Origin of the sequence: Micromonospora sp. PLK6-60 (assembly GCF_019890675.1) — a bacterium.
Classification (GTDB): domain Bacteria; phylum Actinomycetota; class Actinomycetes; order Mycobacteriales; family Micromonosporaceae; genus Micromonospora.
Genome location: NZ_JAIOAA010000001.1, coordinates 150,199 through 172,159, shown reverse-complemented (window position 1 = coordinate 172,159; position 21,961 = coordinate 150,199). Strand labels below are relative to the sequence as shown.

Genomic DNA, 21,961 nt, shown 5'->3' with positions numbered 1-21,961 from the left:
CGGGGCGGCGCCCGGGCCGAACCCCGCTGACCTGGCACGACGAGCCGTACGGGCGTACGGTGTGCGGGATCGTCCGGCGTGCCGCCGCGTCGGGGCCGTCACGCAGGAGGCAACCGTGCAGGACCGCACCCCTCGTCCCGAGGAGCTGGAGCCCGTCGAACGGGCGAGCGTGGACGAACTGCGCCAGGTCCAGCGGGAGCGGCTGCGGTGGTCGCTGCGGCACGCGTACGACAACGTGCCGCACTACCGGCGGGCCTTCGACGCCGCCGGGGTCCACCCCGACGACTGCCGGGAGCTGGCCGACCTGGCCCGGTTCCCGTTCACCGGCAAGGCCGAGCTGCGGGACAACTACCCGTTCGGCATGTTCGCCGTTGCCCGGGAGCGGGTCGCCCGGCTGCACGCCTCCTCCGGCACCACCGGCCGGCCGACCGTGGTCGGCTACACCCGCGACGACCTGCGTACCTGGGCCCGGCTGATGGCCCGCTCGATCCGCGCCTCCGGCGGCCGCCCCGGCGACCGGGTGCACGTGGCCTACGGCTACGGCCTGTTCACCGGCGGCCTGGGCGCCCACTACGGCGCCGAGGAACTGGGCTGCACCGTCATCCCGGTCTCCGGCGGGATGACCGAGCGGCAGGTGCTGCTGATCCGCGACTTCGCACCCGAGGTCATCATGGTCACGCCCAGCTACATGCTGGCCATCGTGGACGAGATGGAACGCCAGGGCGTCGACCCGCGCGTCACCTCGCTGCGGGTCGGCATCTTCGGCGCCGAGCCGTGGACCGAGGACATGCGCCGGGAGATGGAGCGCCGCCTCGACATGCACGCCGTGGACATCTACGGGCTCTCCGAGGTGATGGGTCCCGGCGTGGCCGTCGAGTGCGTGGAGACCAAGGACGGCCTGCACGTCTGGGAGGACCACTTCTATCCGGAGATCATCGACCCGGTCACCGGGGAGGTGCTGCCCGACGGGGCGCAGGGCGAGCTGGTGCTCACCTCGCTCACCAAGGAGGCGATGCCGGTGATCCGCTACCGCACCCGGGACCTGACCCGCCTGCTGCCCGGCACCGCCCGGCCGATGCGCCGGATCGAGAAGATCACCGGTCGTACCGACGACATGATGATCGTGCGCGGGGTCAACGTCTTCCCCACCCAGATCGAGGAGCTGATCCTGCGCACCCCCGCGCTGTCCCCGCACTTCCAGTGCGTGCTGGACCGGCAGGGCCGGATGGACAGCCTGACCGTCCGGGTCGAGCGCCGGGCCGGGGTGCCCGCCGAGACCGCCGAGCAGGCCGGCCGGGCCCTGGTCGAGCAGGTGAAGAACACCATCGGGGTGAGCGTCGCGGTCGACGTGATCGCCCCCGACGGGGTGGAACGGTCGATGGGCAAGATGCGCCGCATCGTCGACCGGCGGCGGGAGGGCTGAGATGAGCGGGGACGGCCGGACCGCCGCGCACGACATGTTCGACGCCGACGTGGCGTCCAAGGGGCTCGGCATCGAGCTGGTCTCGGCCGGCGACGGGGCCGCCGTCGCCCGGATGCGGGTGACCGCCGCGATGCTCAACGGACACGCCATCGGGCACGGCGGCTTCGTCTTCCTGCTGGCCGACACGGCGTTCGCGCTCGCCTGCAACAGCCACGGCCCGGTCACCGTCGCCGCCGGCGGCGAGATCACCTTCCTGCGCCCGGTGCGCGAGGGCGACCTGCTGGAGGCCCACGCCACCGAACGCACCCGGTACGGCCGCAGCGGCATCTACGACGTCACCGTCCGGCGCGGGGCCGAGGTGGTCGCCGAGTTCCGGGGCCGCAGCCGCAGCCTGCCCGACCGGACGAGCTGAGGGCAGGGGCACCGGGGAACGTACCGGGGCCATAGCATCGCGCTCATGCGTGTGCTGGTGGCCTCCGCGCCCCTCGTCGGTCACGTCCTTCCCCTGCTGCCGCTGTCGCTCGCCCTGCGCGACGCCGGGCACGAGGTGCTGGTCGCCACGGCGGCCGACGGCCTCGGCGCGGCCCGTGCCGCGCTCCCGGTCCGCGACGTCGCGCCCCGGTTCGACTTCGGCCGGATCGCCCGCCGGGTCATGGTGCGGCATCCGTTGATCGCCCGCGCCGAGCTGGCCGGCACCGGGGGCACCCGCGGCGCGGCGCTGCTCTTCGGGCAGGTCAACGACGAGCTGGCCGACGGCATGGTCGCGCTCGCCGAGGAATGGTCGCCCGACCTCGTGCTGCACGAGCCGTTCGCGGTGGCCGGGGCGCTCGCCGCCGCCCGGGTCGGGGTCCCCGCCGTACGACACGAGAACTCGCTCTTCGACGGGCGCGAGCTGGTCCGGGTGACCGCGGAACGGCTCACCGACGCGCTGCGCCGGCACCGCGTCGACGCCATCGGGCCGCCGGCCGCCGCGATCGCGGTGAGCCCGCCCAGCCTGATCGCGCAGGACGGCTGGCCGATGCGCTACGACGCGTACGTCGGCGCGGGCGAGCTGCCCGACTGGTTGCGGGAGCCGGGCCCGCGGCCGCGGGTGCTGGTCAGCCGCAGCACCGTCACCGGCCCCGGCAGCGCCGGGCCGATGGCGGCGGTGGTCGCCGCGGCCTCGGCGGTGGACGCCGAGTTCGTCCTGGTCCGGCCCGACCGGCGGATGTCCGCGTCGGCCCTGCCCCCCAACGTCCGCACGGTGGACTGGATCCCGCTGCCGGCGGCGCTGTCGGCCGGGGCGGCGCTGGTGCACCACGGCGGGGCGGGCAGCGTCCTCGCCGCGCTGGTCGCCGGCGTCCCGCAGCTGGCCACGGTCGGCGCGGGCGACCGACGGTACAACGCGACGCTGGTGGCCGACCGGGGCGCGGGCATCGCCGTGCCGGCTCGGAAGATCACCGCGCCCGACCTGACCAGGCTGGTCACCGACGCCGCCCTGGCGGACGCCGCCGGACAGGTGAGCCGGGAGATCGCGGCCATGCCGCCGCCGGCCGCGCTGGTCGCCCGGCTCGAGTCGGTGCGCTGAGCCGGGCGGCGCGGGGGCCGCTCGTCGCGGGTGTCCGCACCGCCGGCGGTCACGCCGCGACGGCCGGCGTGGCCCGGGCGTCGCGGGCCGCGCGGCGGGCCGCTCGTCGCGGGTGTCTACGCCGCGACCGGCGTCACGCCGCGACCGGCGTCACGCCGCGACCGGCGTCACGCCGCGACCGGCGGCGCGGCCCGGGCGTCGCGGTTCGCCCGCCCCGAGGCCGAGGCCACCGCCGGGCGGTCGGCTCCGGCCCGCAGCGGCCCGTGGTGTTCCTCCGGGCCGGGCGGCCAGCGGTCGATGACCGGCCACGGGACCCGCCGGCTGCCCGGGGCGGCGGGGGCGCCCGCGCCGGACCGGTCCGGCGCGGCGGCGACGGGCTCGTCCCGCAGACCGGGCCGGTCCGGTACGGCCCCGGCGGGTCCACCGCTCGGGCCGCCGTCGAGCAGCCCCACCCGGTCACCCTCGACCAGGTCGGGGCGCGAACGCGGCGGGAGGGAGACCGGCGCGGGCGACCGGCGGTCCGCCCGCCGGGCCAGCTCCGCCCGGGCGGCGCGGGGCAGCCGCCCGTGGGCCACCCGGGCCAGCACCGGTTCGGTGAGCAGGTAGCCGACCCCCCGGCACCGCCGCAGCAGCCCGCCCGCCACCAGATGCCGTAGCGCCCGGCCGGCCCGCCCGGCCGCCCAGCCGAGCAGCCGCTCCACCGCGCCGGCGGTGATCCCGGCACCGAGCGCCGCCGCCGCGGCGAGCACGGCCCGCTGCTCGCCGTCGAGCCGGTCCAGCCGGGCGTCGGCGATCCGGCGTACCTGATCGGGCACGGTCGGCGCGGACGCCGTGCCCGCCTCGTCGAGCGCCCGCACGTAGGCCGCCGCGATGCCCGGGTTGCCCCCCACCAGCGGCAGCAGCACCCGGGCCAGCGCCGCCGGCCGGCCGGCCCGGTCGAGCAGGTGCCGCAGCAGGCGCCCGGTGTCCACGGCGCCCAGGGCGGGCAGCGGCACCCGCCGGACCCGCTCACCGCCGGGCACCGGGTCGGCGCGGCCGGGCCCGTGCGTGGTCACCACCACCAGCGGCAGCTTCCGCAGGCTGGCCTCGGCGAGCAGGATCCGCAGGAAGCGGCCCAGCGACGGGGCCGCCCGGTCCAGGTCGTCCACGGCGACCACCACCGGCTGCCGGGCCGCCAGTGCCAGCAGGGCCTGCCGCCACACGTCCGCCCCCCGGGCCGCCCCGGCCAGCAGGTCGACCAGCGCGGGCACCGCCGTGTCGAGCGGCAGCAGGCCGTCGAGCGCGGCGGCCAACCGCCGGTGGACGACCGGTCCGGGGTCGTGCTCGCCGATCCCGGCGAACCGGCGGACCAGGTCGGCCAGCGGCGCCGCCTCCCCCGGGTACGGCGGACACCGCGTCACGCACCAGCGGACCGGCGCACCGTCCACCGTCGACACCGCGCGGATCAGCTCGTGCAGCAGCCGGCTGCGCCCGCTGCCCGTCGGACCGGCCAGCGCCACCCAGCGGGGCCGGCGGTGCCGGACCGCCTCGACGACCTCGTCGCTCGCGGTGGCGAGTTCCCGGCGTCGCCCCACCAGCGGTCCGGGGTGCCGGTCGGCATGCGGGGAGACCGGGCGGACCGCCCGCCACACGTCCAGCGGCAGCGCCTTGCCGGCGACCGCCATCGACGCCAGCGGCCGCTGCTCGACCAGGCCGACGGTGGCGCGGTGGGTGGCCGCGCAGAGCGCCACCGCGCCGGGGGGCGCGTACTCCTGTAGGCGGGCCGCGGTGGTGATCACCGCGCCGCTGGCGACGCCGTGCGCGCCGTCGCGGGCGGCCGGGACGTCCACCAGCACCTCGCCGGTGGCGACGCCGACCCGGATCCGCACCGCCGTCGCGCCGGTCAGCGGCCGCCGGTCCAGCGCCCGCTGGATCTCCAGCCCGGCCCGCACCGCCCGGTAGGCGTCGAACCCGTCGGAGTTCCCGGCGCCGAACAGCGCCATGACCGCGTCCCCGACGTACTTCTCGACCGTGCCGCCCCACCGGCGCAGCACCCCGGCCACCGTGTCGAAGTAGTCCCGTTGCAGAGCCCGGACGTCCTCCGGGTCCAACCGTTCGACCAGGCCGGTCGAGCCGACGATGTCGGCGAAGAGCACGCTGACCGTGCGCCGTTCCTCCGGCGCCGGCCAGCACGTCGTGGTCCCCGGCTTCCGGCCGGTCGCGAGAATGGACACTGGCACCCCACCTGCCTAACCCCCCTGGTGGCTGATGACCTCCGCAGAGTTTCACCACCGGGCCGACGGTGGATCTGCAGAACGACGTATGTCGGCCACCCGCAACCGTTCAGTCGCAATGTCGACGCGAGAGGTACCTCAGGGCCGGAAAGGCAGTAGAGCGCCACCGGATCCTGTGACTAGGCTTCCTGCATGGCCAGCGACGTGGACAGCCCGCCCCTCGTCGGCCGGGCCGACCGGGTGGCGACGCTGCGGTCCGCGCTGCTCGACGACGTCCCACCCGGGCACACCGCGGCCGTCTTCCTCACCGGCGAGAGCGGGGTGGGCAAGTCCCGCCTGCTGCGCGAGGTGGGCGACGGGCTGCGCGCGGGGGGCGCCCTGGTGCTCACCGGGTCCTGCCTGGACATCGGTGACGCCTCTCCGCTGCACCCGCTGCGCCAGGCGCTGCGGCGCTTCGACGCGGAACTGGCCGCCACCCAGGCCCGCACGTCGTCCACGGTGCGCGGGCTGCTCCAGGTGTTCACCGAGGAGAGCGCCGGCCCGGACGGCGCCGGCGCGCTGCTGGAACGGGTGTCGCGCGGGCTGAGCCTGATCGCCGAGGGGCGCCCGCTGGTGCTCGTCCTGGACGACCTGCAGTGGGTCGACCGAAGCACCCGCCAGCTGCTGCTCTATCTGCTCGCCGGCCTCGGCGACCTGCAACTGTCGGTGCTCGCCGCGGTGCGGACCGAGTCGTTGCAGGGCGCCCACCCGCTGCGCCGGGTGCTGACCGAGCTGCGCCGGCTGCGGTCGGTGCGGGTGCTCGACCTGGCGCCGCTGGACCGCGCCGACACCGACCGGCTCGCCACCGCGATCGTCGGCCGGCCGTTGGCGCCGGAGGCGGCCGAGCTGATCTGGCGGCGCAGCGGCGGCAACCCGTTCGTCGTCGAGGAACTCGCCCGGGACGTGCGCGACGGCCGGGCCGGGCTCTCCGACACCCTGCGGGAGATCTTCCTGGCCCGGGTGGAGGCGCTGCCGGAGCCGGCGCACGCGGTGATGCACGCCGTCGCCGCCGGGGTGGAACCGGTCGAGCACTGGCTGCTGGCCCGGGCGGTGCGGCTGCCCGAGGAGGAACTGATCGAGGCGGTCCGCGCGGCCGTCGCCCACCGGCTGCTGGAAAGCGCCGACGACGGCTACCGGCTGCGGCACCGGCTGGTCGCCGAGGTGCTCGCCGACGAGCTGCTGCCGGCCGAACGCGCCGCCCTGCACCGCCGGTACGCCGAGGCGCTCACCGCGGCGCCGGCCGAGCTGCACCAGGCCCGGCTGGCACACCACTGGCGGCTGGCCGGCGAACCGGCCCGGGCCCTGCCCGCCGCCGTGGCGGCCGCCCGGGAGGCCGAGCGGCTGCACGGCTTCGCCGAGGCGCACCGGCACTGGTCGACCGCCCGGGAGCTGGCCGCCGCGGTGACCGGCCCGGCGTCCGGTGTGGACGGTGTCGAGCTGCTGGAGCGGGCCGCCGAGACGGCCCACCAGTGCGGGGAGCACGCCCGGGCGCTGGAGCTGCTGGAGGAGCTGGCGCGGGTGTCGGGCGCGCCGGCCACCTGCGCCCTGCACATCCGCCGGGCCCGCTACCTGGCCGCCGCCGGCCGGTCCGCGCCCGCCGAGGCGGAGTACCGGCTGGCTCTCGCGGCGGCCGACTGCACCGCGCGGGAGCGGGTCACCGCCGCCGCCCACCCGGCCGAGCTGCTGCTGCACCTCGGCCGGTACGCCGACGCCGGCGAGCAGGCCCGGGAGGCGCTGGAGCTGGCCGCCGGGGCCGAGGGCTGCACCTCCGAGGTGGTGCTGGCCAGCGCCGCGCTGGGCTTCAGCCAGGCATACCTGGAGGATCCCGACGGCGGGCTGGCCGTCGTCCGGGAGGCGCTGGAGACCGCCGAGTCCGCCGGCCGGCCGGAGGACGTGGCCTGCGCGTACCTGCACCTGGCGGAGCTGCTGACCGGCCCGCTGAACATCCTCGAGGAGGGGGTGGTGGTGGCCCGGCGCGGCGCCGAGCGGGTCGCCGAGCTGGGGCTGGGCCGCACCTACGAGACGCGGCTGCTGGCCATCGCCACCAACGGGCTGTTCCGGGTCGGGCAGTGGGCCGAGGCGGAGAAGGTGGTCGCCGCGGCGCTGCGGCACCGGCCGTCCGGCGCCGATGCGGTGGAGCTGCTGCTCGCCCGCTGCCGGCTCTCCGTCGGCTACGGCGACATCGAGGCGTCCGACCGGGACCTGGACGCCGTGGCGACCATGCTCGCCGGCGGCGGCGCCCGGCACGTGCTGCCGATGCTGATCCTGCGGGCCGGCCTGGCGATGTGGGAGGGCCGGCACGACCTGGCCCGGCAGGCGGTGCAGCGGGGTCTCACCGAGAGCCGCTCCGACGACGTCATCGTGCTGGCCACGCTGGCCTGGCACGGGCTGCGCGCGGAGGCCGAGGCGCACGCCAGCCGCACCGTCGCGGTCGACGAACGGGCGGTGCGCCGGCTGCGCGAGGTGGCCGCCCGGGTCGCCGGCAAGGGCGAACAAGCCGCCCGGCCGGTGCGCTACGTGGTGGACGGCTTCCTGGCGCTGTGCGACGCGGAGGTGAGCCGGCTCGACGGCCGGGGCGACCCGGAGCTGTGGGGCCGCTCGGTCGCCGAGTGGGACCGGCGGCAGCATCCGTACCCGGCGGCGTACTCGCGACTGCGGCAGGCCGAGGCGCTGCTGGCCCGGCGCAGCCGGGTGGCGACCGCGGGCAAGCTGCTCCGGCAGGCGTACGGGATGGCGCAGGCGCTCGGGGCGGAGCCGCTCAGCTCGGAGATCCGTACCCTGGCGGGTCGGGCCCGGGTGACGTTGGAGGAGCGGCCCACCGAGCGTCGTCACGTCGCGCCCCGCCCGCGGCCCGCCCCCGCCCAGCCGGCCGGCGACGAGCTGGCCACGCTGACCGCCCGGGAGCGGGAGGTGCTCGCCGCGGTCGCGGAGGGCCTCACCAACCGGGAGATCGGGCAGCGGTTGTTCATCAGCGAGCGGACCATCGGCGTGCACGTGTCGCACATCTTCGACAAGCTCCAGGTGCGCACCCGGGTCCAGGCCAGCGCCATCTTCCTGCGCAACGGGTCGGATTGACGACTACGTCGGCCGGTCACGCCCAATACGTCGATCTACTGATTCGCCGGTCCGCCGCCGGCTGACAGGCTGTCCCCAGTTGCCGGGCGGCACGGGGGTGCCTCGGACACTGTGGAGGTGGTCATGGGCGAGCCGGTGTGGGGTCCGATCCAGCAGGACATCGTGGGACTGCTCGCCGACCATCCGGCCGACGTGCCGGCCGTGGTCGACCACCTGACCAAGCTCCAGGACATGCTGGTCCGGCTGCCGCCGCTGGAGCGCAGCTGTCCGTTGGCCGACTTCAACCAGCTCTATCTGGTCATCACCAGCACCGTCCTGGACGGCCTCTACGACGACCGGTTCGCCGATCCGGTCTTCCTGGCCCGGCTGGACGTCGAGTTCGCCGCCCGCTACTTCGACGCGCTGCGCTACTGGACCGAGTCCAGCCCGAACACCCCGCGCGCGTGGTCCTGCCTGTTCAAGCGGATGCGCGGGCCGGACGCCCGGCCGCTGCCGTCGGCCGCCGCGGGGGTCAACGCGCACATCAACTTCGATCTGCCGTTCGCGCTGGTCACCACGTTCGACAGCCTCGAGTCCGAGCCGGTGGACGACAGCGACCAGCACCGCGACTACCTCGAGATCAACAGCATCTTCGCCGAGCGTATCCCGGAGCTGCGCCGGGGCTACCTGGACAACTGGCAGCTCATGATCGACATGCTGAACGGCGACATCGACGACTGGTACCAGGGCGAACTGGTGGAATACACCCGGAACGTGGCCTGGCGCAACGCCCAGAAGATCTGGCGGTGCCGGCACGATCCGCACGCCCGCGAGTGTGAGCGCACGCGGCTGGACGACAACGCCGCGGCGCTCGGCCGGCTGCTGCTCTCGCCCCTCGGGGCGTTCCTGCAGTAGCCGGGACGGGGGGTCCCCGCGCTCCGGGCCACCGGGGCGCGGGGACGCCGGCCGTGGTGCCGGCTCCGCCGGGCCTGCGGTCCGGGCCTGCGGCGGGGGCGCCGGCTCAGCCGCGCCGGGACCGGCTCCGGTACGCCGCCGCGGCAGCCCGGTTGTTGCACAGCTCGCAGCAGTACCGCTGCCGGCCGGCCCGGGTCCGGTCCAGGTAGGGCGCCCGGCACGGGTCGGCGGCGCACACCCCGAACCGCTCCGCCCCACCGGTCACCGCCGCCCGGGCGAGGGCCCCGGTGACCAGTGCGGCGAACGGCCCGACCGGGTCCGGGCGGGGGAGCGGGCCCAGCCGCAGCGTGCCGTCCGGCGCCGGTTCGACCGCCGTCCCGGCGCTGACCCCCGCCAGCACCCCGTTGAGGGTCACCACCCGCGCGGCCGGGTCGGGGGCGGCGAAGACCTCGTAGAGCCGCTCCCGCAGCGCGCGCAGCGCGGGCAGGTCCGCCTCGCCGAGTGCGTCGGTGGCCGTGGCGAGGCCGAGCTCCCGGCCGGCGGCCCGGAGCCGGGCCACCGACAGCTGGTCGGCCGGTTCCTGGAGGGTCCAGTAGCTGTGCAGCAGCGCGACGGCCAGCCGCAGCTCGGGCTCCAGGGGTGGCACCGCGCTCATCCGTGCCCCGCCCGCCGTCCGGTTGCCGACACGTCCGCCTCCCGCCTTGACCGATCGCCCTCCGCCATCCTAGCGTCGTCAGTTGTAAAACACGTTTAAAAACCTATGGAGGTATGTGGTGCGACGCTTGTCCGTGGTCGTCTCCTCGGCCGTACTGCTGCTCAGCGGCGCCCTCGTCGGCGTCGGCGGCGCGCGGGCGGAGGCGCCTGCCGAGGCCGCCAGGGCCGGCCACGCGGACGCCGTGCTGGTCCGCGACATCGAGATCCCGGTGGCCGGCCAGCCGGCCGTCCGGGCCTGGCTGGTGCGCCCGCAGCGCCCGGACGGCGGGCTGGCCGGCGTGCTGGACCTGCACTGGTTCGACCCGGGCCGGGCCAACCAGGACCGCACCCAGTTCCTCGCCGAGGCCACCGCGCTGGCCGGGCGCGGGGTGGTCTCCGTGCTGCCCCAGCTCACCTTCCCGTGGGCCGGCGACCCGGTGGGCGACGAGCGGGACCGGGCCGCGGTCACCGCCCAGCTCACGGCGGTACGCCAGGCCTACCGGCGGCTGCTCGCCGAGCCCGGCGTCGACCGCGCCCGCACCGCCGTGGTCGGCCACGACTACGGCGCGATGTACGCCGTCGACCTCGCCGGCAGCGAGCCCGGACTGCGCGCCGCGGTGCTCCTCGCACCCGACGCCACCTGGGCGAACTGGTTCGACAAGTACTGGCTCGGTCTGCCCGCGGACCAGCGTGACGCCTACCGGTCGGTGTACGCCGGGCTCGACCCGGTGGACCTGGTGGGCCGGCTCGGCGCCGGCGCGTACCTCCAGTTCGCCGGGGCGGACCGGTACGTCGGCCCGGACGTCCGCGCCGCGTTCGCGGCGGCCGCGCCCCAGGCCCGGGTGTCGCTCTACCCGGCGGAGGAGCACGACCTCGGCGCCGCCCGGGTCCGCGACGACCGGCTGGCCTGGCTCGGCGACCGCCTGAACCTGCGGAGCTGACACCGGAGCGGGACCGGCCGGCCGGGGGGGTGCCGGCCGGTCCCGCCCGGGCCGGCCCGGGCGGGTGTCGCCCCGCCCGCACCGGGTACGCCCCGGACATGCCCGTGCACCGCAGCGCGTTCCGTTTCGATCCGCCGTTCCGGGTGCCGCTGGCCCTGCTCGGGGTCCGGCCGGAGACCTCCTGGGTGGTGGTCGACGACGACGCCCTGGAGATCCGGTTCGGGCCGTGGCGGCTGCGCACCCCGCGCGGCAACGTGGCCGGGGCGGAGCCGACCGGGCCGTACCGGTGGTGGCGGGCGATCGGGCCGCACCTGTCGCTCGCCGATTCCGGGGTGACCTTCGGCAGCAGCACCGGGGTCGGGGTGTGCGTCCGGTTCGTGACGCCGGTGCCGGCCCTCGCCCCGGGCAACCGGCTCCGGCACCCGGCCGCCACGGTCACCGTCACCGACCCCGACGCGCTGTGCCGGGCCCTGACCGCCTGAGCGTCCCGCCGCACCGACCCCGCCCGCTTCCCCGGTTCCGCCGGGTCGCGCGGGGGAGACCGCCTACCGTCGGGTGGGAGGTGGGAGACGGGCATGGCGGACCGGCGGGACGAAGCGCGGCCCCGACGCAACCGGCGGCGGACCACGGCTCCGGCCGGGCCGGGCCGGGCGCTGCGGGCCGCCCGGGACCCCGGACACGGGGAACGTGCGAGCCGGGACCCGCACACGGTGCCGGCGTGCGTGGACTCCCCGGCGCGCCCGGCCGAGCCGGCGAGCGCGTTCTCCCGCTGGCTGTTCCAGCACCGGGTGCAGCCGGTCGGCCCGGAGACCCGCGAACACCAGGCCGCGGCGCACCCGTGGTGGCAGGTGATGTGCCTGACCGGGGTCGACTACTTCTCCACCCTGTCCTACCTGCCGGCGATCGCCGCGGTGGCCGCCGGCGCGCTCTCCCCGCTGGCGACCCTGCTGATCGTGGCGCTGACCCTGTGCGGAATGCTGCCGATGTACCGCCGGGTGGCCCGGGAGAGCCCGCACGGGCAGGGCTCGGTGGCCATGCTGGAGCGGCTGCTGCCGTTCTGGCGGGGCAAGCTCTTCGTGCTGGTCCTGCTCGGCTTCGTGGCCACCTCGTGGATCATCACGATCACCCTGTCCGCGGCCGACGCCACCGTGCACCTGCTGGAGAACCCGCTGCTGCCGGCGTCGTTCCCGCACGGGGGCACCGCCGCGGTCGTGGTCACCGTGGTGCTGCTGCTCGTGCTGGGCGGGGTGTTCCTGTTGGGATTCCGCGAGGCGGTCCAGGTCGCCATTCCCCTCGTCGCGGCCTTCCTCGCCCTGAACGCGGTGATCGTCGTGGTCGGCCTCGCCGAGATCGCCGCCGACCCGGCGGCGCTGGGCGGCTGGGTCGACCGGCTGACCCGCGTCGGTGGCCCGGCCGACGTGCTGGCCACCAGCGTGCTGGCCTTTCCGCTGCTGGTGCTCGGCCTGTCCGGCTTCGAGACCGGGGTGAGCATGATGCCGCTGGTCAAAGGGGACGGGCGGGACGCCGAGCAGCGGCTGCGGGCGCGCATCCGCAACACCCGCAAGCTGCTCACCGCCGCCGCGCTGATCATGTCGGTCTACCTGATCACCACCACCTTCGTCACCACCGTGCTGATCCCGCCGAATCAGCTCGCGCCCGGCGGAGCCGCCAACGGGCGGGCGCTGGCCTGGCTGGCGCACGAGCACCTGGGGGAGGGATTCGGCACCGGCTACGACATCAGCAGCATTCTGATCCTCTGGTTCGCCGGCGCCTCGGCCATGGCCGGCCTGATCAACATCGTGCCCCGCTACCTGCCGACGTACGGGATGGCGCCGGAGTGGGGCCGGGCGGTGCGCCCGGTGGTGCTCGTCTACACCCTGATCAGCATCGCCATCACCGTCGCGTTCGGGGCCGACGTCAACGCCCAGGCCGGGGCGTACGCCACCGGCATCCTGGCCATGATGGTCTCCGGCGCGATCGCGGTGACCATCTCGGCGTACCGGGCGCGGCGCCGGCTCGCCGGGGCCGGCTTCGCGGCGCTCAGCGCGGTGCTGCTCTACGCGCTGGTCGAGAACGTGGTGGCCAAGCCGGACGGCATCGCCATCTCCGCCCTGTTCATCGCCGGCATCATCGTGGTGTCCCTGATCTCGCGGGTGTCCCGGACCACCGAGCTGCGGGCGGAACGGATCGAGTTCGACGAGCCGGCCCGGCGGTTCATCGCCGAGTCGGTGGCCCACGACGGCCGGCTGCACCTGATCGCCAACAAGCGCCAGCGCGGCGCGGTCAAGGAGTACAAGCTCAAGGAGCGGTCGCAGCGCGGGATGAACCCGGTGCCGGGCGCCGCCGACGTGCTCTTCCTGGAGATCGACGTCTCCGACCCGTCGCAGTTCAGCGAGGTGCTGCGGGTGCACGGGGTGGAGGCCGGTGGGTACCGGATCCTGCGGGCCAGCAGCGCGGCCGCCCCGAACGCGATCGCGGCGATCCTGCTCGCGCTGCGCGACGCCACCGGGGTACGCCCGCACTGCCACTTCGAGTGGTCCGAGGGGAACCCGATCGCGCACCTGCTGCGCTATTTGATCCTGGGCCGCGGGGACACCCCGCCGGTGGTCCGGGAGATCATCCGCAAGTCCGAGCCGGACCCCACCCGCCGCCCCGGCATCCACGTCGGCTGACAGGTAAGGAGGGTGCCCTTGTTAACGCATTCGGTAGAGCAGGGGCCCCCTGTTAACAACCACCCCCGGCGCACGCCCACCCGTAGCCCATCCTCCTAGGACGCCCTACGGGTGGAGTGATCCGCCACCCGACCGGGTCCCGGTGGCGCGCGTCCGCACCCCAGCCGGATCCGGATGACCGGTGAACCCGCGCCGGACCGGCTGGCGCCGTGATCCGCCCCGGACCGGGTGGCGCGGTGACCGGCTCCGGACACGGAACGGCCCGCGCCGCGGGGGAGCGGGGCGCGGGCCGACAGGGGGCGCAGGTCCTACTTCGACGGCTCCGGCAGCTTGCAGTCGACCTTGGGGTTGGCGCCGATGTAGTTCAGCGGACCAGCCACGATGGTGACCAGGATGGTGCCGGCCTCGGCGCAGTTGGTGTCGTCGTTGTCGCTGAAGTAGCCGCGCTGTCCGGCGGCGATGGCACCGATGATCAGCCAGATGACGACGAGGACACCGAATATCGACGTACCGCGCATGGGTTGCCTCCACGGGGTTGTGGTGGATTCGAGGTGCAGGCGTTGTACCCAGTCCTGGCGCGCGCGCAAACGGTGATCGCTGTCGGACATGGATCGGCCGTCGGGCCGTGGGAGATCAGCGCGAGCGCGACGACGCAGACCAGGTCGACGAAGAGCCCGGAATCCGGCCGGGCAGCGGGAAACCCGGTTGTGGACCGGTCAGCGCCGGGGGAGGCTGAGTCGGATGACGCAGCAGGACGGCACGCTCGCGACCGCCACCCCGCCGGCGGTCCCACCGATCGACGCGGATCTGGTCCGTCGGCTGATCGCCGCGCAGTTCCCGCACTGGACGAGTCTCGACGTACGCCCGGTCGAGCCGGGCGGGTGGGACAACCGCACCTTCCACCTCGGCGACACGATGACCGTACGGCTGCCCAGCGCGCCCGGCTACGTGCCGCAGGTGGACAAGGAACACCGCTGGCTGCCCCGGCTGGCGCCCCGGTTGCCGCTGCCCGTGCCCGTGCCGCTGGGCCGGGGCGAGCCGGGCGAGGGCTACCCGTTCCCGTGGTCGGTGTACCGGTGGATCGAGGGACGTACGGCGGTCGCCGAGCGGATCGCCGACCCGGTGGCGTTCGCCACCGACCTGGCCGGCTTCCTCACCGCACTGCACCGGCCGGAGCCGTCCGGCGGGCCGCCCGCCGGGGCGCACAGCGCCTTCCGCGGCGCGCCGCTGTCCACGTACGACGAGGAGACCCGGCGGGCGGTCGCGGCGCTCGGCGACCGGATCCCGGTCGACGTGGTCACCGACATCTGGGCCGGGGCGGTGGAGTCCACCTGGACCGGCCCGCCGGTCTGGTTCCACGGCGACATCGCCTTCGGCAACCTGCTGCTGCGGGACGGCCGGCTGGCCGCGGTGATCGACTTCGGTTGCTGCGGGGTGGGCGACCCGGCGTGCGACCTGACGGTGGCCTGGACGCTGTTGTCCGGGACGTCCCGGGCGGCCTTCCGGGCGGCGCTCGGGGTGGACGACGCCACCTGGGCGCGGGGCCGCGGCTGGGCGACGTGGAAGGCGCTGATCACGCTGGACGATCCGGACCCGTTCCGGGCCGCGGAGGCCCGGTCGACGCTCGACGCGGTGTGCGCGGAGTACCGGCACGGGTGACGGTCCGGGCCGGCGGCGGGGAACGCCACCGGCCCGGACCGCACGTGCGAGCGTAGGGCGTCGCTCAGGCGTCGGTGTCCGCGCCGACCGGGAGCACCCGCTCGGCCTCGGCCGGGGCGCCCGCCAGCACCTTTGCCTGCTGCGGCCAGGTCGCCAGGCTCGCCGCCGCGCGCAGGCCGGCGGCCCGGATGGTCTCCCGCAGCGCGGCCTCGTCGAGGTCGGCGAGCTGCCGGTAGGTGCGGATGCCGGCGGCCTGGAGGGCGTTCGCCATCTTCGGGCCGATGCCCTGGATCCGACGGAAGTCGTCGGCCGGGCCGGTGTCGTCGGCGGCCGGCTGCGCGGCGGCCGGTGCCGGGTCGGTGGACTCGACGGTCGCGGGCGACGGGGCGCCGGCGGGGTCCGCGACCAGCGCCGGGGTGGTCTCGACCAGGTCGGCGTCGTGGGTGGCGGCGCGCGGGGCCGGGACGACCGCGCTCGTCTCCGGGGCGTCGTCGGCAGCCTCGCCGGCCGGGACGGCGGCGGGCGCGTCCGCGGCGGTCGGCTCCGTGGCCTCGGTGGCCAGGTCCGTGGCCGGCGCGTCCTCGGCGGCCCGGTCCGTGGCCGGCGCGTCCTCGGCGGCCCGGTCCGTGGCCGGCGCGTCCGCGGCGGTCGGGGTCGGCTCGTCCGCCGTGGACCGCTCGGCGGCCGGCGGCACCGCGTCGGCCGGCTCGTCCGCGGCGGCGCGCTGGCCCGGCAGGGACTCCGCGGTCGCCGGGTCGTCCGTGGCGAGCGGCGCCGGCTCGGCGGCCGCGGCCGGCGTCGGGTCGTCGGTGACGACCGGCGTCGGGTCAGCGGCGACCGCCGCGTCGGCGGGCGCCGTCTCCCGCTCCAGCGGAACCGGTTCGACGGTCACCGCGGCCGGCGGCGCCTCGTCGATGGTGGCCTCGGCGCGGTGCTGGTCGACGGTCGCCTCCGCCGGCTGGTGCGTCTCGGCGACCCCGGCGACCGGGTCACCCTCCACGACGGACGTCGTCGCTCCGGTCGCGGCCCGCCGGCCGCTCAGCCACCACCCGACCGCCAGGCCCACCAGCAGGGCCAGGATCACGATCAGCCATTGCCCGTACGTCGACGGCACGGCGAACCTCCATGATTGTCTGCGCGTGAAAATCTCAAAAAGACCGGGGCAGCTTCGCACACGCGCGGCGTGGAGGACAGCGAGGTCGCCGGCTGGGGTAGCTGGTGGGACGGGCCGTGCCCGGCCGTGGCGCTGCGGTGACCGAGCGTGTGGCGCCGACCGCCGCGGCGACCCCTCAGCGGAGCGCTCCGGCGACCTCCCGCAGCGGACCGTCTCGGCGACCCCTCAGCCGGCGGCGCCCCGGCACGGCGGACGGACGGCCGCCTCGGTGGCGTCCCAGCGGTAGAAGCAGCCGGCGACCGCGTCGCGCGGGGAGTGCCAGGTCGGCAGGTACGAGGTGGTGTGCGCGGAGAGCTGCTCGTTGACCTGGACGTAGAGCGGGTGGTTGCGGGCGGCGGTCAGCTTGTCGGCGTCCACGTCGGTGGTCTCCATGAGGTGCACGAGCAGGTCGTGCAGGCAGTACAGCGACCGGTGCCGGATCCCGGTCAGGGTGGGCAGTACGGTCGCGTCGGCTTCGGCGAATATCTGCGCGACCCGGCCTTCGGCGCCGGGGCTGATCCGGCTGACGACCAGCAGACGACTCATGGGGGCACCCCTCTCGGCGGTAGGTGTCGCCCGGGACCACGAGGCGCACCTTGGGTGGTCAGGATGCCGGTCGGGCTGTCATCCGGTCGTCACGTGCCCCGGCGGGCCGGTGACGCGGTGTCGGCCGGCGCGCCGGCGGGCCGGCCGCCGTTGCGGGTGGCCTCGCGGATCGGGCCGAGCGTCTCGTCGAGCAGGGCGGACATGGCCGCCGACGGCTCCAGCCGCAGCTCCCGCAGCAGCAGGTCGCGATAGACGTAGAAGGCGTGCACGGCCTCGAAGGCGTTGCCCTCGGCGAGGTGGATCCGCACCACCAGCCGGTGCGGGGTCTCGCGCAGCGGCTCGGCCGCCATCGCCTCCAGGGCGGCCTGCAACGCCTCGCCGTGCCGGCCGGCGGCGAGGTGGTTGCCGGCGACCTGCTCCAGCATGTGCAGACGCAGTTGGCGCAGGCGCTCGCGTTCCAGCAGGACCCAGTCGTCGTACCAGCCGGGCAGCAGGTCGTGCCGGCCGGCGTCGAGGGCGTCGGCCAGGGCGCGTGGATTCTCGCCCTCCCGGATCCGGGCGGCGGTGAGGACCAGGTCGTCCACGTCGAGGCGGACCACCGGGTCCAGCCGTACGGTGTCGCCGGCGACGGAGATCGGGCAGCAGGGGTCCTGGCGCAGCCGCCACAGCGCGGTCCGCAGCGACGCCAGGGCCCGTTCCTCGGCGGTGTCCGGCCAGAGCAGGCCGGCCAGGTTGCTGCGGGTGGCGCCCGGCCGCAGGCCGATCAGCGCGATGACCCGTTGCAGGCCCCGCGGTACGGCGACCGGCGTGCTGCCGCGCAGCAGCCGGAAGCCGCCGAGCAGGCGCAGGTGGACGGTGTCCCGGGGTGGGCCCTCGCCGGCGGGCAGGGTTGGATCAGCGGCCACCTGGCACCCCCCAGTACCGGAAGTGGAGTCCGGAATTGCCTGTGTCCCCCGGCCCTGGCGCGTGACTGCGCTGTCGGAATCCGTGCCACCGGAAGGCGCCGCGCCCGCCCCGGTCCACCGGGCTGACCGTGCTGAAGATTATCAATTGTGGTTACTCTGAGTCAATAGAGCGTCGCGATGGCGACTTTTCCGGCTTGTTCCTTGGGTACCCGGTCTGAACTGCTAAAGAGCGTCGATGGGCCACGGCGCCGCCCAGCGTGGACATAGCCATTCCACAGCTTGCGTCAACGCAGCGTCACCGCATCGGGCGGGCCGAAGGCGGCCCGGGTTGACGCTGCGTTGACGGCGACCGGCGGATGCTGCCCCGTGAGTTTGTCCCGGCCGCCGAGCAGCTGGCGCGGTGCCGGACATGCTGGAGGGGGAGAGTGTCGATGGACCGTAGGCCGATCGCCGGGCGGCAGCCGTGACCACCACCGCGCCCCGCGACGAGCAGCTCTGGTCGCGGTGCACGGGGTGCTCGTCCCTGCTGTACCGCAAGCGGTTGCGGCGCAACCTGGACGTCTGCCCGGAGTGCGGTACGCACGCCCGGCTGGGGGCCCCGGAGCGGCTGGCCCAACTGGTGGACCCGGACTCGTTCCACGCCTTGCCGGACCGGGCGGTCACCGTCGACCCGATCGGCTTCGTCGACGTGCTGCCGTACCCGAACCGGCTCACCGCCGCCCGGGCCGGCACCGGCCTGGACGAGGCGGTGCTGTGCGGCGTCGCCCGGATCGCCGGTTATCCGGTGGTCCTGGCGGTGATGGACTTCCGGTTCCTCGGCGGCAGCCTGGGCTGCGCGGTGGGGGAGCTGATCACCCGCGCCGCGGAGCGGGCGCTGGCCGACCGGGTGCCGCTGGTGGTGGTGACCGCCTCCGGCGGGGCGCGGATGCAGGAGGGCGCGCTGTCGCTGATGCAGATGGCCACGGTCAGCCAGGCGATCGGCGTGCTGCGGGAGAACGGGCTGCTCACGGTCAGCGTGCTCACCGACCCCACGTACGGCGGGGTGGCCGCCTCCTTCGCCACCAACACCGACCTGGTGCTGGCCGAGAGCGGCGCCCGGATGGGGTTCGCCGGTCCCCGGGTGATCCGGCAGGTCACCGGGCGGCCCCTGCCGGAGGGTTTCCAGACCGCGGAGTTCCTGCTCCGCCACGGTCAGGTCGACCTGGTGGTGCCGCGGCGCGCGCTGCGCGGACGGCTGGCGGCCCTGCTGGCCGCGGCCGCCGCCGGCCGGGACCGGTCCGCGGGACTGGTGGGTACGCCGGCCGGCGAGCCCGGGGGCCCGGCGGGGGAGCCGCCGGACGGCAGCCCGGCCCCGGCCGACGGGGAACCGGCCGACGCGTGGGACACGGTGCGGGCGGCCCGGCATCCCGGCCGACCCACCACACTGGACTACCTGGACAGCGCGTTCGACGGGTTCGTCGAGCTGCACGGTGATCGGCTCGGCGCGGACTGCCCGGCCGTGGTCGGCGGCCTGGCCCGGCTGGCCGGGCGGCCGGTGATGGTGATCGGTCACCAGAAGGGGCACACCACCGCCGAGCTGGTGGCCCGCAACTTCGGGATGGCCAGCCCGGCCGGGCACCGCAAGGCGCTGCGGCTGATGCGGCTCGCCGCCCGGCTGGGCCTGCCGGTGGTGACCCTGGTGGACACCCCCGGCGCCGACCCGGGCGTGGGCGCGGAGGAGCAGGGCCAGGCCGCGGCGATCGCCGAGAACATCCTGACCATGACGGCGCTGCCCACGCCGGTGGTCGCGGTCGTCACCGGCGAGGGGGGCAGCGGCGGCGCGCTGGCGCTGGCCGTGGCGGACCGGGTGTTGATGCTGCGGCACGCGGTCTACTCGGTGATCAGCCCGGAGGGCTGCGCGGCGATCCTCTGGCCGGACAGCGCGGCGGCCCCGCGCGCCGCCCGGGCGCTGCGGTTGACCGCGCCGGACCTGTCCCGCCTCGGCGTGGTGGACCAGGTCGTCCCGGAACCGGCCGGCGGCGCGCAGGCCGACCCCGGCGCGGCGGCGGACCTGCTGCGCCGGGCGCTGGCGGCGAACCTGGAGCCGCTGTGGGACACGCCGGTGGCCACCCTGGTGCGCCGCCGCCGGCAACGGTTCCGCCGGTTCGGCGCCGCGGGCGTCGGGTCGCCGGCGGTGACCCGGTGAGCGCCGGTGCGGGGGGCGCCGAGGAGGCGGTCCTGGCCGAACTGCGCCGGCACGCCCGGCACCTGATCGACGAGCTGGCCGGGCCGGTGCGGCGGGTACGGCTGCGCAGCGGCCACACCGTGCTGGAGGTGGAGTGGCATGCGCCCGCCCCGGTGCTGCCGGCGCCCCGGGAGGCGGCGGAGGCGGCGGTGCCGGCCGGCGAACCGGAGCCGGCGCGGCTGGTGGTGCGGGCGCCCATGGTTGGCACGTTCTACCGGGCGCCGGAGCCGGGCGCGTCGCCGTTCGTCTCGGTCGGCGACCTGGTCCGGCCGGGGCAGGTGGTGGGCCTGGTCGAGGCGATGAAGCTGATGAACGAGGTGCCCGCCGACCGGGCCGGCCGGGTGGTCGAGGTGCTGGTCGAGGACGGCAAACCGGTGGAGTACGACCAGCCGCTGGTCGTCCTGGAACCGGCCTGAGACGGCGGGTGGGTGCTCCGATGTTCGACAAGTTGCTGATCGCCAACCGGGGCGAGATCGCCCTGCGGGTGCTGCGGGCCTGCCGGGAACTGGGCGTGCGCACGGTCGCCGTCTATTCCAGCGCGGACGCCGACTCGGCGGTGGTGCGGCTGGCCGACGAGGCGGTCCGGATCGGGCCGGCGGGCAGCCGGCAGAGCTACCTCAACGCCGCGGCGATCGTGGAGGCGGCCCGCCAGTGCGGTGCGCAGGCGGTGCACCCCGGCTACGGCTTCCTCTCCGAGGACGCCGACTTCGCCGAGATCTGCGCCGAGAACGGGCTGACCTTCGTCGGCCCGCCGCCGCAGGTGATGGCCGCGCTGGCCGACAAGGCCACGGCGCGGGCGCTGATGCGCCGGGCCGGTCTGCCGCTGCCCCCGGGCAGCGTGCAGACCGTCGCCACCGCCGAGCAGGCCGGCGCCGTGGCCGCGGAGATCGGCTACCCGGTCATCGTGAAGGCGGCGGCCGGCGGCGGCGGGCGGGGGATGACGGTGGTGCACGACCCGGCCGACCTGCCCCGGGCGTACGCGCGGACCCGGGCCGCGGCGCAGGCGGTCTTCGGCGACGACCGGGTGTACGTCGAGCGGTACCTGGCCGCCGCCCGCCACGTCGAGGTGCAGGTGCTCTGCGACGGGCGGGGCAACGGCGTGCACCTGGGCACCCGGGACTGCTCGGTGCAGCGGCGGCACCAGAAGCTGGTCGAGGAGGCGCCCGCGCCGGCGCTGTCGCCGGAGCTGGCACAGGAGATCACCGGGGCCGCGCTGCGCGGGGCGCTGGCGGTCGGCTTCACCGGCGCCGGCACGGTGGAGTTCCTGGTCGACGACGCCGGCGGCTACCACTTCTTGGAGATCAACTGCCGGATCCAGGTGGAACACCCGGTCACCGAGATGATCACCGGGGTCGACCTGGTGCACGAGCAGCTGTGGGTGGCCGCCGGGGAACCCCTGCGGCTGCGGCAGGCCGACGTACGCCCGCGCGGGGTGGCCGTCGAGTGCCGGGTCAACACGGAGGACCCGGCGCGTGGCTTCGTGCCCACCCCCGGCCGGCTGGACCGGTTCGAGCCGCCCGGCGGGCCGTTCACCCGGGTGGACACCCACGGCCACGCCGGCTACCCGGTCCCCCCGCACTACGACTCGCTGCTGGCCAAGGTGGTGGCCTGGGCGCCGGACCGGGAGCTGGCCCTGGCCCGGCTGGACCGGGCCCTCGACGAGTTCGTGGTGACCGGCCCCGGGGTGCGCACCACCATCCCGTTCGTCCGCAGAGTGCTCGCCGACCCCGCGTTCCGCGCCGCCCGGCACACCACCGCCCTGGTCGACCGGCTGCTCGCCGCGCCGGCCCCCGACGCCCCGACCGAGACCGGCCCGCCGGCCGCCGATCCACCGGCGATCACCCCGCCGGCGACCGATCCGCCGGCCGCCGGTGCCCCGCCGGCCCGGCCCGGCGGGGTGCCCGCCCCGCGACCCGCCGCCACCGCCGGCGCGACCCGCTCACCCCACATCTGAGGA

General features: G+C 76.0%; 18 protein-coding genes. 12 read left to right on the top strand and 6 right to left on the bottom strand.

Annotated elements, in window-relative coordinates:
* The first annotated feature begins 115 nt into the window (after nucleotides 1-115).
* From paaK to K7640_RS00625, 3 genes are read left to right on the top strand one after another with little or no spacing between them, the layout of a single operon-like run.
* A complete protein-coding gene (paaK, locus tag K7640_RS00635) occupies nucleotides 116-1,423 on the top strand; it encodes a phenylacetate--CoA ligase PaaK (RefSeq protein ID WP_222952663.1) in 1,308 nt (435 codons plus the stop codon).
* Nucleotide 1,424: 1 nt separating this feature from the next.
* The gene (paaI, locus tag K7640_RS00630) at nucleotides 1,425-1,835 is read left to right on the top strand and encodes a hydroxyphenylacetyl-CoA thioesterase PaaI (RefSeq protein ID WP_222952662.1); all 411 of its coding nucleotides are present in this window, start codon (nucleotides 1,425-1,427) and stop codon (nucleotides 1,833-1,835) included.
* A 45-nt stretch (nucleotides 1,836-1,880) separates the two neighbouring features.
* Nucleotides 1,881-2,990: a nucleotide disphospho-sugar-binding domain-containing protein gene (locus K7640_RS00625; protein WP_222952661.1), complete on the top strand. Its 1,110-nt coding sequence runs from the start codon at nucleotides 1,881-1,883 to the stop codon at nucleotides 2,988-2,990.
* 167 nt (nucleotides 2,991-3,157) lie between these two features.
* On the opposite strand, the gene K7640_RS00620 is transcribed toward K7640_RS00625, so the two are convergent.
* The gene (locus K7640_RS00620) at nucleotides 3,158-5,203 is read right to left on the bottom strand and encodes an adenylate/guanylate cyclase domain-containing protein (RefSeq protein WP_308042376.1); all 2,046 of its coding nucleotides are present in this window, start codon (nucleotides 5,201-5,203) and stop codon (nucleotides 3,158-3,160) included.
* Between the two features lie 192 nt (nucleotides 5,204-5,395).
* Here K7640_RS00620 and K7640_RS00615 point away from each other — a divergent pair, with 192 nt between their 5' ends.
* Nucleotides 5,396-8,317, top strand: a complete 2,922-nt coding sequence (locus tag K7640_RS00615) for a helix-turn-helix transcriptional regulator (protein WP_222952660.1) — start codon at nucleotides 5,396-5,398, stop codon at nucleotides 8,315-8,317.
* 123 nt (nucleotides 8,318-8,440) lie between these two features.
* Nucleotides 8,441-9,211 carry a DUF5995 family protein gene (locus K7640_RS00610; protein WP_222952659.1) on the top strand — a complete coding sequence of 257 codons (771 nt, stop codon included), beginning with the start codon at nucleotides 8,441-8,443 and terminating at the stop codon, nucleotides 9,209-9,211.
* A 106-nt stretch (nucleotides 9,212-9,317) separates the two neighbouring features.
* On the opposite strand, the gene K7640_RS00605 is transcribed toward K7640_RS00610, so the two are convergent.
* A complete protein-coding gene (locus K7640_RS00605) occupies nucleotides 9,318-9,857 on the bottom strand; it encodes a CGNR zinc finger domain-containing protein (RefSeq protein ID WP_222952658.1) in 540 nt (179 codons plus the stop codon).
* A 127-nt stretch (nucleotides 9,858-9,984) separates the two neighbouring features.
* On the opposite strand from K7640_RS00605, the gene K7640_RS00600 reads away from it, so the two are divergent.
* The 3 genes from K7640_RS00600 (at nucleotide 9,985) to K7640_RS00590 (ending at nucleotide 13,517) form a co-directional block, all read left to right on the top strand.
* A complete protein-coding gene (locus K7640_RS00600) occupies nucleotides 9,985-10,845 on the top strand; it encodes a S9 family peptidase (protein ID WP_222952657.1) in 861 nt (286 codons plus the stop codon).
* 98 nt (nucleotides 10,846-10,943) lie between these two features.
* Complete coding sequence (locus K7640_RS00595; protein ID WP_222952656.1) at nucleotides 10,944-11,327, top strand: hypothetical protein; 384 nt, start codon at nucleotides 10,944-10,946, stop codon at nucleotides 11,325-11,327.
* 93 nt (nucleotides 11,328-11,420) lie between these two features.
* Nucleotides 11,421-13,517, top strand: coding sequence for an amino acid transporter (locus tag K7640_RS00590; RefSeq protein WP_255607706.1), 2,097 nt, complete (start codon nucleotides 11,421-11,423; stop codon nucleotides 13,515-13,517).
* A 308-nt stretch (nucleotides 13,518-13,825) separates the two neighbouring features.
* Here K7640_RS00590 and K7640_RS00585 read toward each other — a convergent pair whose 3' ends face one another.
* On the bottom strand, nucleotides 13,826-14,035 hold the full coding sequence (locus K7640_RS00585; RefSeq protein ID WP_222952655.1) for a hypothetical protein: 210 nt from the start codon (nucleotides 14,033-14,035) through the stop codon (nucleotides 13,826-13,828).
* A gap of 223 nt (nucleotides 14,036-14,258) precedes the next feature.
* On the opposite strand from K7640_RS00585, the gene K7640_RS00580 reads away from it, so the two are divergent.
* Nucleotides 14,259-15,176: an aminoglycoside phosphotransferase family protein gene (locus K7640_RS00580; RefSeq protein ID WP_222952654.1), complete on the top strand. Its 918-nt coding sequence runs from the start codon at nucleotides 14,259-14,261 to the stop codon at nucleotides 15,174-15,176.
* 64 nt (nucleotides 15,177-15,240) lie between these two features.
* Here the strand turns inward: K7640_RS00580 and K7640_RS30925 are convergent, their stop codons facing one another.
* The 3 genes from K7640_RS30925 to K7640_RS00565 form a co-directional block, all read right to left on the bottom strand.
* Entirely contained in the window at nucleotides 15,241-16,290 is a 1,050-nt protein-coding gene (locus tag K7640_RS30925; protein ID WP_222952653.1) for a helix-hairpin-helix domain-containing protein, read from the bottom strand.
* A gap of 225 nt (nucleotides 16,291-16,515) precedes the next feature.
* A complete protein-coding gene (locus tag K7640_RS00570; RefSeq protein ID WP_222952652.1) occupies nucleotides 16,516-16,875 on the bottom strand; it encodes a TcmI family type II polyketide cyclase in 360 nt (119 codons plus the stop codon).
* 89 nt (nucleotides 16,876-16,964) lie between these two features.
* Nucleotides 16,965-17,780: a BTAD domain-containing putative transcriptional regulator gene (locus K7640_RS00565; protein ID WP_374198040.1), complete on the bottom strand. Its 816-nt coding sequence runs from the start codon at nucleotides 17,778-17,780 to the stop codon at nucleotides 16,965-16,967.
* Between the two features lie 463 nt (nucleotides 17,781-18,243).
* On the opposite strand from K7640_RS00565, the gene K7640_RS00560 reads away from it, so the two are divergent.
* Genes K7640_RS00560 through K7640_RS00550 form a run of 3 tightly spaced genes read left to right on the top strand, consistent with a single transcriptional unit; the run spans nucleotide 18,244 to nucleotide 21,958 of the window.
* Nucleotides 18,244-19,965 (top strand): acetyl-CoA carboxylase carboxyltransferase subunit alpha, encoded by a 1,722-nt coding sequence (locus K7640_RS00560; protein WP_222952651.1) that lies wholly within the window; start codon nucleotides 18,244-18,246, stop codon nucleotides 19,963-19,965.
* Nucleotides 19,869-20,420 (top strand): acetyl-CoA carboxylase biotin carboxyl carrier protein, encoded by a 552-nt coding sequence (gene accB, locus K7640_RS00555; RefSeq protein ID WP_222952650.1) that lies wholly within the window; start codon nucleotides 19,869-19,871, stop codon nucleotides 20,418-20,420. Before K7640_RS00560 ends, accB begins: the two co-directional genes overlap by 97 nt.
* 20 nt (nucleotides 20,421-20,440) lie before the next feature.
* Entirely contained in the window at nucleotides 20,441-21,958 is a 1,518-nt protein-coding gene (locus tag K7640_RS00550; RefSeq protein ID WP_222952649.1) for an acetyl/propionyl/methylcrotonyl-CoA carboxylase subunit alpha, read from the top strand.
* Nucleotides 21,959-21,961: the final 3 nt, after the last annotated feature.